The 16,420-nt window shown below is 28.0% G+C and carries 10 protein-coding genes, 1 tRNA gene and 1 riboswitch; of the genes, 1 reads left to right on the top strand and 10 read right to left on the bottom strand.

Annotated features, from left to right (window positions below):
- Positions 1 to 90: 90 nt before the first annotated feature.
- The gene (locus VBM91_RS01295) at positions 91 to 1,026 is read left to right on the top strand and encodes a nucleotidyltransferase (protein WP_323189033.1); all 936 of its coding nucleotides are present in this window, start codon (positions 91 to 93) and stop codon (positions 1,024 to 1,026) included.
- A gap of 1 nt (position 1,027) precedes the next feature.
- Here VBM91_RS01295 and VBM91_RS01290 read toward each other — a convergent pair whose 3' ends face one another.
- From VBM91_RS01290 to pepF, 10 genes are all read right to left on the bottom strand, one after another.
- Entirely contained in the window at positions 1,028 to 2,257 is a 1,230-nt protein-coding gene (locus tag VBM91_RS01290) for a hypothetical protein (protein ID WP_323189032.1), read from the bottom strand.
- Positions 2,208 to 3,161 carry a DNA polymerase III subunit delta gene (gene holA, locus VBM91_RS01285; protein WP_323189031.1) on the bottom strand — a complete coding sequence of 318 codons (954 nt, stop codon included), beginning with the start codon at positions 3,159 to 3,161 and terminating at the stop codon, positions 2,208 to 2,210. The genes VBM91_RS01290 and holA overlap by 50 nt, the downstream gene beginning before the upstream one ends.
- Positions 3,162 to 3,282: 121 nt before the next feature.
- Positions 3,283 to 3,366: transfer RNA gene (locus VBM91_RS01280), tRNA-Leu, on the bottom strand.
- A gap of 337 nt (positions 3,367 to 3,703) precedes the next feature.
- On the bottom strand, positions 3,704 to 4,183 hold the full coding sequence (locus VBM91_RS01275; protein WP_323189030.1) for a DUF3899 domain-containing protein: 480 nt from the start codon (positions 4,181 to 4,183) through the stop codon (positions 3,704 to 3,706).
- Positions 4,183 to 6,561 carry an ATP-binding cassette domain-containing protein gene (locus VBM91_RS01270; protein ID WP_323189029.1) on the bottom strand — a complete coding sequence of 793 codons (2,379 nt, stop codon included), beginning with the start codon at positions 6,559 to 6,561 and terminating at the stop codon, positions 4,183 to 4,185. Before VBM91_RS01270 ends, VBM91_RS01275 begins: the two co-directional genes overlap by 1 nt.
- A complete protein-coding gene (locus VBM91_RS01265) occupies positions 6,554 to 7,606 on the bottom strand; it encodes an ABC transporter ATP-binding protein (protein WP_323177343.1) in 1,053 nt (350 codons plus the stop codon). Before VBM91_RS01265 ends, VBM91_RS01270 begins: the two co-directional genes overlap by 8 nt.
- 11 nt (positions 7,607 to 7,617) lie before the next feature.
- Entirely contained in the window at positions 7,618 to 8,967 is a 1,350-nt protein-coding gene (locus tag VBM91_RS01260; RefSeq protein ID WP_323189028.1) for an ABC transporter permease, read from the bottom strand.
- Between the two features lie 12 nt (positions 8,968 to 8,979).
- The gene (locus VBM91_RS01255) at positions 8,980 to 10,140 is read right to left on the bottom strand and encodes an ABC transporter permease (RefSeq protein WP_323189027.1); all 1,161 of its coding nucleotides are present in this window, start codon (positions 10,138 to 10,140) and stop codon (positions 8,980 to 8,982) included.
- A 14-nt stretch (positions 10,141 to 10,154) separates the two neighbouring features.
- Positions 10,155 to 14,024: an OppA family ABC transporter substrate-binding lipoprotein gene (locus tag VBM91_RS01250; protein ID WP_323189026.1), complete on the bottom strand. Its 3,870-nt coding sequence runs from the start codon at positions 14,022 to 14,024 to the stop codon at positions 10,155 to 10,157.
- Positions 14,025 to 14,034: 10 nt separating this feature from the next.
- Positions 14,035 to 15,885 carry an oligoendopeptidase F gene (gene pepF / locus VBM91_RS01245; RefSeq protein ID WP_323189025.1) on the bottom strand — a complete coding sequence of 617 codons (1,851 nt, stop codon included), beginning with the start codon at positions 15,883 to 15,885 and terminating at the stop codon, positions 14,035 to 14,037.
- Positions 15,886 to 15,982: 97 nt separating this feature from the next.
- Positions 15,983 to 16,150, bottom strand: a riboswitch (Lysine riboswitch).
- Between the last annotated feature and the right edge of the window lie 270 nt (positions 16,151 to 16,420).

The following is a 16,420-nucleotide window of genomic DNA, read 5'->3' as shown; positions in this document are numbered from 1 at the left end:
TAGTAACCAAGTATTTTTAAATCATATATAAGTAGTTATATTCATTAGCATTCTAAAAAGTCATATATTTATATTATAATAATTTTATTCATGAAAAGTTTTATTGCAAGAAAAAAGAACATTGTCGGAATTGTGGCTGAATACAACCCATTTCATAACGGTCATATTTATCAAATAAATTGAATTAAACAAAATATTCCTAATGCTTATATTGTCGTTGGAATGACAAACAAATACACTCAACGTGGAGAATTCCCTATTGCATCATTCAGACAAAGAGCTAAAATAGCAAAAAAATATGGAGTTAATAAAGTTATTAAGCTTGATGATAAAAAATCAATTCAAGCAGCTCATATTTTTGCATCAAACGCTGTAAAACAGCTTGCTAAACATAAAATAAAATACTTAGTTTTTGGCTCTGAAACAAATGATATTGATTTGTTTTATAAAATCGCAACAACTATAAAAGATAATATTGATGAATACAATAAGAAAATTAAGTTCTATTTAAAGCAAAAAGGAACAGGATTTCCTAGAGCAGCTTCCCAAGCTTTATCTGATTTAATAGGAGTAAGCATAACTTTACCTAATGATATTTTAGGAATAGAGTATGTTAAAGAAATTGTTAATTCAAATTTAGATATTAAAGCAATTTCAATCCAAAGAACAATTCCATTTCATTCAGATGAAACTATGTCTAATTTTGCAAGTGCTTCAAAAATTAGAAGTATGATTAAAAACAATGAAGATGTTTCTACGTTCACGCCTATGAGACTAGTTTATAAGTCAAAAAATGATATTGCAAGTACTTATAAAAAGTTTAAGAAAATAGTAAATAAAAAAACACCTCAACAATTAGCTTCAATTAAAATGATTGATGAGGGTATGGAAAATTTATTTAAAAAACAAGTTAATTTAAATGATGATTATTACTCATTTATTGATGCATGTGTATCGAAAAGATACACAGGAAGCAGAATAAAAAGAGCATACCTTAGTATATTATTGAATATTAAAAAAGATTAATTTAATAAATATAAAACCCTCAAGGTTCCAATTTCTTCTTATTAAATTTTTTAAATAAGAATTTAATTCTTACATAACCATTCGTTTTATTAATAATTACATTATGTGTAACATTGTTGCACATAATTTTTTTTCAAATTAACTTTTTAGTCTTAAATGTAGAGACAGAAATCTTTTTAAATTTTGGGTTGTATTTTAGAATCTTGTATCTTTTGAAAATTGAAGTGTTAAATAAATCAAAAAATCTATCTTCTCAATTAATAACTGAATTTAAATTATTTTCATTGTTATTGAATGACTTAAATGGAATTTGATATCCAAATAATTTAGGTGATATTAACAATAAATTTAAAATGTTTGATAATAATTCTGTTTTGTAAATTAAAACATCATTAAACTTATTGATGAATGAATTAGGATCGAATATGAAGTTTAAATTGTTTTTAGCAAAAACAACTTTATCATAGTCTCCAAAGTTTCTTGCTTTATATGTATCCAACTTAGTAAATACATCATAATTGTTGAATAGTTTACATACTTTTAAAGCCTTGTCATAGCACTTTTCATATAAAGTAATCTGAGTTACGGCTACAGCTAAATTATCAATTGCTTTTTTGATTAATTGAATATGAGGTTTATGAATATTATTTTGCTTATCATTAAGAAAATCAAATAAACCTGAAATGACAATACTAGAAATTTCATATTCAATTTGAAGTCACTTGTAAATTTTTTCAAAATCTTTATGTAACTGATTATCTGAATTTGCAAGAGATTCTAAATCCATCATTTGTGTGTTCAATAAATCAACATACTTTGTCTCATCTGATAATGTTTCATTATTCAAAATTTTTTGAACATCGAAACCATTATGTCTACTTAATAATTCTGCAAACGAAGTTATATTATCGAACTTAATAATTCCTTGAATTTCAACATTTAATTTCTTTAAATTAGAAACAAAACTTTTCAACTTATCTATTTTCTGTAAGAAAATTTGCTCTGTATTTGTTTTTGATGATAATAAATCAAAGTTATATAGAGAATATAAATCAGGTAGAACAATAACAAATTTTTCATCAATGTTTGAAGTAATCACTTTTAGCACTTGCTCATAGCAATTTTGAATAACTTCAACATTTTGTGATTTAATAATTTGAGAATCCAAGTAAATAAATGTTTTATTTATTTTTGACGAAATTTTGGATCATAAACATTTCGAAAATATCATATGAATCAACTCCTGAAGTTTTTAATAATTTATCTGTTTTAGCTAATTGTTCAATTATTTTTTGCACTCTATCAAAACCAAATCTTTTTAAAATCATCACGTGAACAAAAACTCTTTTTTCATTCATATTTAAAGCTTGTGAAATTTCAGAGATATTAAGTCCTAAACTTTGATATCAGTAAATTCTATTTACTAATGTAAACGTTGAAACAAAGTTTGCAAACAATAATATAACAGGTGTGTTTTCGTTTTTCTTTTGTTCAAAGATCTTATACATAGCTTGAAAATCGTCTCTTGAAATAGCATTAGAAAATTGAAAAGGATCATCTGATGGGTAAGGTGCAATGGTTTGCTCAATTATGTCTTCTGTAATCGTTTTGTTTAATAAGCACAACTTATTAATTTCATTATTAATAATTTTTCAGTCATTAGGTAATTTTTGTAAAAATACCAATGCAGTTGTTTTATCTATAGAAATATTATTTTTCGCAAATTCACTTATAACATAGTCTGCAAGCTGTGTAGGCAATAATGCAGCTATTTTTTTAGGTTTTTCGCATAGTTTTAATGCATCGTCGCTTATAACTCTTTTATTTATTATTTCTGTTTTGTAAATTAAATAAACACTAATATTTGAATCAACTGATTTTAATAAATTTAATAAATACTCATTTTTAGAATTATCTTTAGATTTTGCAGGTTTGCTAAAACTAATATTCTCGAGGATAATTAGTTTTCTAGAAGAAAATAAACCATTGCTTAACAAAATCTCATTTAATGTATCAAACGAGCTTAAATATGAGTTGACGTCAAAAATAAAAACATCTCTTTCAAGAACATCTTTTTCCTCAGATTTAATTATTGACTTAATGTATTCTAAATCAGTCCCATAATATAACTTCATATCATTCCTTTAAATTCAAATATTAAAATTATTATACAAAGATATTCAAATATTCTATTAGCTCTTTATTACTGTATGAGTACTAAAAAGGTATAAAAAAATAGCACAAAGTGCATTAAGTTGGTGCCTTAGACAGGATTCGAACCTGCACGGATTTCTCCAGTGGATTTTGAGTCCACGGTGTCTACCATTTCACCACTAAGGCATATTATTTATTATATCAATTTTTAACCATCTAAAAATAAAACAAACTGAATAATCAATTTGTTAAATTTACTATTAAATCAGAAAGTGATAAATAATAAGAATTGCAAAAACAAAACTTCTTACTTAAGGTATTTTATAATTCAGAATTGAACTAACAATAAGAATTTCTTATTTTTTTACTCTTTTGTAAAAATCAATGAAAAAGATAATTAACATTTTACTTACTTATAATAAGCATACTCCTTTAATATATGAAATTTGACTTTTAGCAAAATTTTCATTTAGTAAAAAGCGTATAAAAATGCACATAGTTTTAAAGCTATGTGCAAGGATTATTAGGCATAAATAATAATTGTGAAGATAATTGATAAAAGTAAATAAATTGAAAAGTTAAATACAAACGGAAACTTAGATGGTGTAGGTTTGTCTATTTGTCTTTTTTTAGTTTTTTCCTTTGTATGAAGATAAGCTCTCTTTTCTTCATTAGACATAGACTTGAGTCTTCTTTGTTCTTTAGCATCTTGTAGATTAGTTCAAGACATTTTGAATTTTTCAATACTTTTTTCTAAAAAACCAAGTTTGAAAATAATACATAATAAAGCCACTAAACAAGTAACATAAGCTGGAATTGAAAAACCGTTTATGAGTATGTTGTAATGATATTTTTCCTCAGCTAATAATGCATTATTTTTTCCTAAATATGCACCAACTATCACAAAGTATATAACTAGAAATGCTAGTGATATTAAATAAAATCTAAGTGTTGCAAATTCAAATTTTAATTTATTCAAACTTCTATATATTAACTTTTTCATTAATTGTATTTACCTTCTTTTCATTTTTTAGCTTGTTCATCAGTTGCATAAATATAATGTTTATTTTTCTCAACTGTATGAATTGTTGGAATATTAGGGAATTGTTGTTCATCTAAATATGATAATTCAAACTTAACATCTTGAAATTTTTCATTAGCATTTGAAATTTTAGGTATTGCTTTGAATAAATTAAGTGTGTAAGGGTGAATTGGTTTTGCATAGATTTCTTCAGTTTGTCCTGATTCAACAATTTTACCTAAATGCATAATTTGAACTCTGTCAGCGACATATTCAATCATTGATAAATCGTGTGCTATAAAAATCATAGCAATATTTTTTTGTTTACATAAATCTTTTAAAAGATTTACAACTTGAGCTTGGATAGAAATATCAAGTGAAGCAATCGGTTCATCAGCAACAATTACTTTTGGCTCTGTAATTAATGCTCTTGCTATAACTATTCTTTGTCTTTGACCACCACTAAACTCGTGTGGATAACGGTAAGCAAATTGTTTTAGCAACCCAACATCTTCTAAAGACTTGTAAATTATATTTCTTACATATAAGTTACCTACTCTTAAGAAACGATATGGAGCAATTAAGAATTTAACAAAACTAGCAAATCATCTATTTTGAAGTCACATATCTAAACTTGATATCCCCATAAGCAATCTAATATCACTTAAGTTTGCATTTAAATATTTTGTTTCAATTTTGAATGATTCAATTCCATTTAATCTATCTGAAACGTTTGTTTTATAGACATTTAAATCAATTTGTCTTTGTTTAATTAAAGCATTATTTCTAGATGCTTTAGGCTCTTTGAGTAGTGGTTCAATTAAGTTTTCTTTGTAAAACTTGATAAAGTTAGTGTGATTTTTCTTGAAGTTTTCGAAAATCACATTATCTTTACTTCTTAACTCTTGTTGGAATTTTAATGCTTCATCAATTTCTGCTCTAATGTCATAAATTCTATTTGAGTATTCTTGTAAGTATTTTGCAAGTTCCGAATTAAACACTTCTTGTTTTTGTTTAAGTTCTTCTTTTGCAACTTTGATTTGATCACTTACATTTTGAGGATCTTTAAAGAATTCTACAAACATTCTAAAGAATGTTTTATTTTTTGTTTTTTTAGCTTCTTTATAGTTTTGATGTAACTTAGAACCTAAATGCTGTGATCTTTGAATGAATTTTGAAAGATCAAAATTGTATTCTTTTGAAACTATGTTTTGAAGTTCTTTGATTGATGATTTAAATCTTGTATCCACATTTAATTTTGTATAAAAGTCCTGTGAGTAAGCTCTAAACTCATCTGAGAGCTCAACTAAATCTTCAAATGATAAAAATTTAAGGAAACGATAATTTTGTTTTAACTGTCTATATAAGCTATAGTTAATTAAATAAAGTTTGTATTCATGAAAATATAAGTCTAAAAATGTTGTACTTCTTGCATCATTTTTGTGCATTGTGTATTCATTTTTAACTTCTGCTAAAAAGTTTTTAATTGATGTTTTTGAAATTGACACAGTATCCTTGAAATTCACTTTTTGCTCTTTGTAGTAGGCTTTTTGGTCATTGTATAAATCTTTTAATTCAAAGTACTCTGGGCTAAAACTTGCAAGTTGTTTAACTTTTTTGTATTTAAGTTTAGCTTCCTCAAGGTCAATTTCATCTAAGTCGATTTTTCTGTGTCTAAAGTCAGATTGTTTTTGCTCAAATAATTGAATTAACTTCTCATTATTCTTATAAAGATTGTTAATAACTTGAGAGTTAATTTTTGTTCTCTCTTCTAAATATGCAAAATATGAGTTAAATTGATCATCAATATTGTTTTCAATATCAAATTGAATGTTTTCAGATAACTTTTCTCATTTTTTAATTAATGGGATGTGAAGCTTGTTAATTATTTTTAAGTTTTCGAGTCTTAACAATAATTCTTGTTCTAAAAATGTGTATCTGAAGTTATTTGTTACATCTTTTCAATCTTTTTTAATGTTTTTAATTTTATTTTTAATTATTCCATTAACAATTAATGGTTCTTTTAAAATACTGAAAATTGTATTTTGTCCATTAAGCGATGCCATTGGGTCTTGGAAAATCATTTGTATGTTTTTGTGCATAAATTTCTTACGTTTTTTAGAAATTCTTTTTCCTGAAATGATTTTTCCATCTAATCTAACAAAACCGTTGTAGTCATTATATAAACGTAATAATGAACGTCCGATTGTTGTCTTACCTGAACCTGATTCACCTATGAGACCTACTATTTCACCTTCTTTTAAATCAAAAGAAACATCATCAACAGCTTTGTTAACATTGTTTTTGTTAACAAAGTATTTTTTAAGATTAATAATTTCTAATATTGTTTTTTTACTCATTAAACACCTTCTTAAAACTTTCTAATCTAGCTTGTAATTCTTTTGATAATTCAACTTTTGGAGCATCTGGATGCAATAATCAAGTAGCTGCTCAATGTGTTGGTGAAACTTCGAACAAAGGAGGTTCTTTAAGGAAATCAATTTCTAATGCATATTGGTTTCTTGGTGCAAATGCATCTCCTAAAGGTAAGTTATTCATATCAGGTGGTGTTCCACTGATTGAATATAATCTATCTTCTCTATTTTCAGGAATAGCCGAAATTAAAGCTCACGTGTAAGGGTGTTTTGGTTCTGTGAAAACATCCTTTTTTGTTCCTTTCTCAACTATTTTTCCTGCATACATTACATAAATGTAGTCACAGAATTTAGCAACAACTGAAATGTTGTGTGAGATTAAGATAATTGTAATATTGAATTCTTGTCTAATATTTTCAAATAATGATAACACGGAAGCTTGAACTGTAGGGTCAAGTGCTGTTGTAGGTTCATCAGCAATAATTAAACTTGGTTTAAGTGCAACAACCATTGTAATAACAACACGTTGTTTCATACCACCACTAAGTGTGTGTGGATACATATCGAAAACAGCTTCAGCTTGACGAATTCCAAAACGCTTAAGTAGCGAAATTAAGTATTCTCTTTTTTCTAAGTATGTTGATTTTTTTCATTCAGGATTTTTGTTAAGTGCATCTAATAATTGTTTACCAATTTTTCTAGTTGGGTTAAGTGATGTAAGTGGGTCTTGAGGAATGTAACCGATTTTATGTCCTCTAATTGTCTCTCAGAATTTATCTTTTTCGCTACTGAGTAAGTTAATTCCATCAATTTCCATTTTATCAGCTGTAATAAATGAATTCTCATTTATGTTGAGTAATGATTTAGATGTAACTGATTTTCCTGAACCAGATTCACCTACAATACCTATGATTTCACCTTTTTTGATTTTTAAATCAACACCACGTACGATAGTGATAAATTTATTTCTTCTTAATTTAAATGAGACTTTAAGGTTCTTAACATCTAATAATAAATCTTTGTTTTCCATAAATTTACCCCCTATCTTGTTTTAATAACTTTTGGATCAAGAGCATCGTGAACTCCTAATGCAACAAAGTGAAGTGAAACTGAAATTAATAATAAGATTGATGCAGGTAAGATTAAGATAAATGCGTTATCTCCTGCTTGTGATGCTGCGTTAGATAAAATCGTTCCTAAGTTAGCGCTATCTGATTTGAAGAATCCTAAGAATGCAAGTGATGAAATTTGCATAATAATTGATGGAATAGATGCAACGAAGCTTGTTGAAATTTTCCCAATGATTGCAGGTAATGCGTGTTTGTAAATTAATCTAGCTTTTGATGCACCGATTGATTGTGAAGCTGTAATGTATTCTTGATCTTTAACAGTAATTATGAACATTCTTGTACTTCCAACCGATCTAACTCAACCAATAAATACAAGTGCTATTCCTAAAGTTAAGTTTGATGTACCGAATGTAGCAGCAAAGATTAATAATCAAATCATTGTTGGTGGCGCCATAAAAATATCAATAAGTCTCATTATTGTTGTATCAATTCAAGTTCCAACGTGGAAACCTAAATAAGCACCAATTGCAACCCCGATAATTGTTTGAATTGTAGCAACTATTAAAGCTAATTTAATTGCTTCTCAAGTTCCGACTCAAGACTGTGTTCATATATCAACTCCAGCTTGGTTTGTTCCTAAGTAAGTAGATAATGAAAATTGTGGATTGTGATTTAAGATAGCCTGAATGTATTCTCTAGCTTTTTCAGCTGAAATTGATGGGTCAATTTGTGATTTTTCTAAAGCAATACCGATATTTTGGACTTTGTTAAACACGTAAGCATTAACTAAAACTTTGTTTGTTGAATCTGAGATATCAACAATTTTGATTGCATTAGCAGGATTATTTTCGCCAAAGTAAATAAAGTCTCTTCATAAAACTCCACCATAATAATCTCTACTTGCTCAAGTATTAATTAATGTCTCATAGTTATCAATGTGACCTTGAGCAGGATATCAAGGACTGCTCATTGGTGGTAGTCCTATAATGTTACTTGTTGATGAATCAATGTATTTACCAACTTGCATTGTTTGTGGGTCAATTGTTCAAATTCCGACTGAATTATAAAGTGGTTTTGTAGCTGAATACTTTGCAGTTTCAGTTACAAAAATTGAAATTACTAAGATAGTTATAAATACAATTAATGCGGCAACTGCAACTCAGTTTGTAAAGAAACGCTTAATTATTTCAACTAAAAGTTTTTTAGGCTTACCAGCGATCGAATTAAGTGTACTATCATCTTTAGGAGCAAATTGTGAAATTGCTGGACGAATGCTATCTAAAGATAATTTATATTTCTTTTCAAATTCTCTTGCGTTCATATTTGCTCCTTTCTATGATTGTTTCGTTTTTTCATTTTCTTTAAATTGTTTATTTCTTAATAAGTAGTTTCTTATAAATCTTGTAACACTATATGGGTTAGATGCAGAGTATTTAATTCTTGGATCTAAGAAAGCAAACGATATATCTACAAGTATTGTTGTAAATAAGCTAAGTGATGTGAAGAACACTGTTGAGAACATAATGATGTTAATTTCACCATTAGGGAATGCTTGTGTAATAACTTGTGATGTACCAGGTACTCCTCAGTAAGTTTCAATAACAATTCCACCACTTAAAAGAGGAATGTAAGATGGAATTAAAATTGCAGCAAGTGGGATTGAAATATTTCTTAAAACATATTTAAAGAAAATTTCCCTTTTGCTTAAACCTTTAGATTTAGCAATTAAAATGTAGTTTGATGTAAGAACTGTAATAACTTGGTTTCTTGTGTAAGTAATGTACCCTGATAGTGAACCAAGCACGATAACTAAGATTGGTGGAAGTCAACTTAATATCATTTTGCCTACACCATAGGCTTCAACTTCGGCAGGGTTATTAAAGTTAATGAAATTTGGTGGAAAGTTCATTGAGAACAAGATTGAAATAATAATAGGCGCGATAACAAACGATGGAAGCGCTATAAATATAAGTGCAAAGAAGTTAATTGATGCATCAGCAACTGTTCCACGTTTGTATCCTGAAACTATTCCTAAAGTAATTCCGATAAGAGAAGAAATTAAGAAAGCAGGTAATGTGATAATAATAGAGTATTTAAGGTACTTAAAGAAATATTCAGGAATTGTTTTAACATCTGCGTTTTCTAAAAGTGAATTATTGAATGGATATCCAAATGGGTTTGATGGGTTGCTAAATAAATCTCCAACTCAGTAACCAAATCTGATAACTGGATTTAGTTTCATATTAAATCATTCTGTCTTAACATTCTCATAAATCAAATTATTAGGTATTAAATGGTACTTAACTGAGTTTTCAAATAACCTTTTCATCTCACCTGCATTAACTGCTGAAGAATTATTTTCACCAGCTTGCTCAAGTGCTTTTTTAGCAAATGGGTTATCTGAAAACTGAGCAACCATAAGGTAAACTACCATTATAATGATAAACAAAGTAACGATAGCAAAACCTATACGTTTAAATAAGTATTTAAGCATTTTTCTCCTTTCAATTATTTTCCATTAACTGTTCTAATATCTACTCAATATGGAATTTCTGTTTCAAATTCAGGAACTAAATAGTTAGGGTTTTTAAGTGTTTTAGCAAGTATTGATGTACTCATATATGAGAATGCACTCGGTACTGCTCCAACAAAGTTTCCAATTTCTTGTGCTAAATGAACTAAATCTAATTTTGAAACCATTTCACCAGTAACTGGATCTGGATTTTGTGTGTAATCTAATCAGAAGTTTGCATTTAAGTTATCTCAAGATGTATATGAACTTAAGTTGTCTGATTCATCCATTCTGATTAATTTTTCACCATCTCATTTGTACATACCCATAATGTTTGAAAGATGTTGAACTTGACTGTTTGTTAAATTGAATGTAACTTGCTCTGGTGTAATTGATAATTTATTTCCATCAATTTTGATAAATTCACCAAGTCTTTGAGCTGCTTTATAAAGTTGAGGATATAAAGCTTGCATTTTTTGTGCGTATTCAGGGTCAGCTAAAATTGCAAGCATTGCAGTAGTTATATGAGCTCTTTGTGCGACTCCTGTAATACCTGAACCAATTCCGTTGTAGTCATATCCTCATCCAATTAAGTCTACCGGAGATGGTGTTGTAGTTCAAAATCCTCTTCACTCGTCTTTATCTATTGGTTTAATTAATTTAATGTTTAATCTAGGATCTAAACCATTTCAAGCCTTAATAAGTAAATCAAGTGCATTAATAGCTAAAGTTGGATAGTTGAAGAATCTATAAAAGATACTAATATCTACTGTTTTACCTAGGAGAGTAGGGTTTTGAGCATAAACTCTATCGAGTAAGTCTTTCATTCTTGCTTTAAGTTGCTCATAAACAACACTCTTAACTGAATCATCAGCTGTTGTATTAATGTTTTGAGTATCGCTCGGATTAATTAAGTTTCCAATTGCACCGAAATCGACTCTTTGCCCTGTTTGTGAATCAACTACAAAAAATGCATTAACAATATCACTATTGCTTCTTAAACTGTTTGTAGTTGAGTTATCTAAAGCATTTGAATTAATATCATTATCAGGCGCAAGGTAACTTACTCAACCAACTGCAGGTTGTGGTTTTCTTTGCATCATACCGATTGTGTTTCAGTCAATTGCAGCTGATAAAATTGTTTTAAATTCAGCCCCTGTACCTACAGATACTGATTTAATTGCATTTTTAGAAGATTGAGAAATTGCTTCGGCAGTTGACATATTTCACATTACATATGAATAAGCATCATTAAAGTAAGTTGTTGATGAACCTTCTTTTGGTAAAAGTGATCAAATAAAGTTTTTTGTTAATGAACCTTTATTTGATAACTTAACTGAGTTAAGTCCATAGTCATTTGGATCTTGTAACACTGCATCTCTTCTTTTTTGAGTTAAACCTGTAAATGAATATGATGCTTTTTGACCAAATAAATATTGGTTATATGATGAATCATCGAAAATCGCAGCATCAACTAAATAGTTTTGAAATCTTGAAGAGAATTGATTAATTGTTGTTGGGTTATTAACAAACTCTGAATCTCAATAATGCATATTTTTAAATGTTGATTGAGTTAATGTGTCTGAATTAAATTTAGAACCATAGTATTTTCCAGCAAATAAAGTTTTATCCTGTGAAAATCCATATCAGTAGATACCTGAATCTTTTGCAAGTCCATCAATTGATTGAACTGATTGTCTAATTTTGTTGATTTTGACTTCATTACTTTGATCTTCTTTAGTTTGTGGAGTTATGTCCTGATCATTTCTTCTGTTTTTATCTTTAATAAATTCAGATGGTGCTGCAGCAAATTCATATGATTTAGTTATCATATCTAAAATATTTACAAATGATGCAGTTGCATTTTCATTAAGACGTTCAAGCCCAAAATATGAGCGTCCATCTTTGTTAACAACTGAATTTGAACGATCTAATATTTTGTCTAAGCTTACATTAAATAAATCAAACAAATAAGAGTTTGTATATTGTTGTCTATCATCAAAAAGTTTATTTGGTTCAGATAACATCGATCTAATATCATCATCTGCAGTTTTGCTTCCACCATTTTGTCTTCTAAATAGTGTGTCATTCATTTTTGTTCTTAGAATTGAAATATAAAAGTCATCTGCAACAACAGGATATTGTGTTTTATTACCGTTTGAATCAACTCAAAATACACCGTTTCTAATTCTAAATTCCATTCTGTGAGCTAAACCGACTTTTTCGAAGAAGTTAGCTGAGTTAATAGAACGTGGATTAGATGAAGTTCTTTTAACAATACTTGTTGTGTAGTAATCTACATTAAGCACATCATCGTGTTCAGTTGGTCCAGGAACTAATCCGGCGTCATCTTGATCAAAAACAATAGCTTCTAAAATTGGCTTACCATTTGGGTCAGTTAATTTAGTTCCGTTTTCTTCTTTTTGAACATATAGAATGATTGCGTCAGCTAAATCTAATTTAAATCTTTGTAATGTAGGTTGTAAGATAAGTTCTGTTTTTTTGTTTGTAATTCCAGCTTCAGAAAGTGCTGATTTTTCAGTGTTAATAAATTTTGCCTTACCTGAACTTTCTAAAGAAATAAGGGATGAATAAGTTGTTCAAAGTAATGGGTCAACTGGATTACCATATCCAGCACTTGCATCTCATGGATATGTGCTTGATGAATAAACTGAGTTATATACTTCTTGATAAATTTGTTTTTGAGCGAATCTATCACTAACTTTAGATTTATTGAATGCAATATTAGGATAAAGAATGTTTTTAACTTGTTCACTAGTTAAAAAGTTATTTTTACCAGCATTTTCATCAACATAATCTTGTCCATGTGAAGCTAAATCATCTTCAATTAATTGGGCTTGATAATTTCTAGCTAATTTATTATGAAGATTGAACTTTTCTAATTCAACTTTCATTTGTTCTGCATATTGAGAATTGAATTGATTTTCGATTTTGACAAGTTTTGCTCTGTAGGCATTATCAGCAGCATTGAATTTTTCACTGGTTTTGTTGTATTCAGCTTCTGCAGATTTTACTTGTTCTGTTAATTCGTTTAGCTTTTGTTGTCTTTGTTCTGCAAAACTTGAGCCCATTAAGACATCTTCATTAATTAACTGTGTTAATTTATCTAATGTATGTTTCGCAATTTCTTGTTTAGATTTAATATCTTCAATTTGCTCGTTTAAATCTTGAATATTTTGTTCTAGCTGACTAATTGCTGATTTGAATTTTTGTGCCTCTTCTGAATTTTTATCTTCTAACTTCTTATATTCAGCAGTTTTTTCTGCAAAAGATTTTTTATTAATATCAAGATTAATATTTTGGTTTTCTAACTCTTGCTTTAATTTTTCAATATTAGAAAGTGTTGCGTTATATTGTTCTGATTTAGGTGTTGAACCTTCTTCTAAAACAACATTATAAGATTTATTCGTGTAGTTCCCTAATATATCTAAAACTTCTAAGTTAACATCATTGTTTTTAGGTAAATTATCAACTGCTAAAATTAACGCAGCTAAATCGTTTGAGCTAGACACCAAGGTATAAAAGTTTTTTTCTGATTGTAATGAAACTAATTTTCTAAATGAATTTGTATTTTCATTTTTAGCAGCTCTATATTCAGTTTCAGTATCGTGTAATTGTTCATAAAGAGCTTCTTTTTTGGCGTAATACTCTTGATATTTTGCTCAAGCTTCATTAGCAAGATTTGTTTCTTGGACAGATAATCTTTGATAATTCGCTCTCTCTTCACTGCTTAAAGGTGGTTTTTTTGGTTTATCACCTGTATTCGAACACGAAGCAATTACTAATGGTGATATTATGGACAAACCGGATATAGCACCTAATAATAATTTTTTGTATTTTTTCACGGATACCTCCTTATTTTTTATCTAATTTGAAAATTTTGTTTCCTAATTTAATTCATTGATTTACTAAATCTGATAAGTAATCAAAACTTTGTTTATAGAAGTTTTCATCAAGTAAATCAACCCCAACTTTTTTAAGAATTTCAAGTGGATAATCACTTCCACCGGCTTTTAAGAAATTGTCAATGTAGTTATCTAATGCTTCTTTACCTTTTTCTTTATATTGAGCAAAGAAGTAATTTGCTGTTAATTGTCCAACTGCATATTTATATACATAAAAACCATAGTAATAGTGAGGCACATAAATTGAGCCCAAGTTTTCTTTAGCTACATATTTAGCTTTTTTACCCTTCTTAGATTTGTATTTGAATTTAAGTGAATTTTCGTGGTAAAGTTTTGAAATTGCTTCATAGCTTCCTGAAACACTTCCTTCTTCTATACCTTTGTACAAGTTGTATTCGTATGAAGCTCATTCAACTTGTCTTACTACTGTACCAATAAACCCTTGAATAATTTTTGATAAGATTTCAAATTTAAATAGGTCGTTTTTAGATGTTTTAAGTAAGTAGTCATATAACATTGACTCATTGAAAATTGATGCAATTTCAGCCAAGAAAATTGGATATGAACTAAGTGGTAATGGTTGATATTTAGTTGCAAAATATGAATGCATTGAGTGACCTAATTCGTGAGCTAAAGTTTCTACTGAATCTAATTGACCATCAAAGTTCATTAAAATGTACTTCTTATCAATTCCATAAGTTCCACCGATACTGTAAGCTCCTGAACGTTTGTTTTGGACACTCATAAAGTCAACTCAATTTTCTGTTAATGCTTTGTTAGCTTCGTTTGCGTATTCTTCACCAAACGGTTTTACAGCTTCATTAACTAAATCAACCGCTTCTTCAACTGTGTATGAGGTTTTAATATTTACAAGTTCTCTTAATGTATCTCATTTTTCCATTTTTGACTTATATTTAGCTTTATAGAATTTTTTGTATGCTTCTGAATATTTAGCTAATACTTTAATGTTTGAAGCAACTTGATCAAATAATGTTTGTAAGATTTCATCAGTAACTTTATCTGAATTAGTTAACATCATAACTGCTGATGGGTATTTTCTAACTTTTGCAGCTACGGTTAAGCTCTTAAAGTGTTGGAATAAAGTTTCTGCTAATGAATCTTTGTGTTTATAGTAAGCATCCCAGAACTTTTCAAAAGCTTGCTTTCTAACTTCTTTTTTATCTGATTTAAGTAATTGATTTCTATTTGTTTTATTTAATTTAATTTTCTTTTTGTCTGATAAATCAACATATCCATAATCCAATTCTGAATTAGTAATAATTGAGAAAATGTTGTGTGGATCAGGTTCTCCATATGATGTTTGCAAAATGTATTCTTCAACATCATCACTTAATTTATGTTTATGTTGTTCAATTGTTTCTTCAATTTGCATTTTGTAATCTGCTAATCTTGGATCATCTTTTCAAACTTTCATTTTGTCCAAGTTTGCATAGAATCTATTAATTTCAGAACCAAATTCAGTTTCAAGTTGATTATCTAAAAATTCAACATCTTGTGATTTTTTGATAATTTCAGGATCAATTAAATTAACATTTTGCTTGTTACTTAAATAATTAGAAACCTTGTTACTAATAAGTGTTAATTGCTCACTAACTTTTAAATCTTCTAAATACGCTTCAATTGAATCATATTTTGAATCTTTATTTTCAATTCTTTCTTTGTATAGTGCTACATACTCGTCAATTCAGTCATCTAATTTTTTACCTTGTAAAATGTCTTCTAAATCTCAACGATATTTTTTAGGTACATCTTCATATTTTCTGTATTGTTTTGCTTTCATAATAACTCCAAATAATTAAATAAAAAGTTTTGTAGAACTATAAATCTACAAAACTTTAATACAAAATTTAAAATAAATTAATGTTATTAAAAGGATGTAAATCTATAGCACCAATGGTTAAACCAAAGAGTAGAAATCTTTTATGCTTTTCTACCAATATAGAAGTTTGCCAACCTCTATATTTCGGCTTTTATATCCTTTCAATATTCGTCTTTGCATGCCTGCTAGAATATTTACTTTTATTAAAAGCTCCTCTATAGTATTTATTACATAACAGATTTCATTTTTAATGTAATCTGTTATGTTTTTGTTAACAGAATACACCAAATTAAACGTTAATATGAAATCAACGAATATTGGTGATATTAATAATTCTGTTTTTCTGCATTTTCATTTTTTTATTATAAACCATAATATTGATTTATTTTTAAAAATTAAAATATTTTTATATATGTGAGTAAGGGATAAATAAAAAATAGCATTACTAAACTGGGACGCAAAATATGGACAATACCGTATTTTGTGTTTTTATATT

Source organism: Mycoplasma sp. 2248 (assembly GCF_034863245.1).
Lineage (GTDB): Bacteria > Bacillota_I > Bacilli_A > Mycoplasmatales > Metamycoplasmataceae > Mycoplasmopsis.
This window is presented reverse-complemented; position numbering and strand designations above follow the sequence as displayed.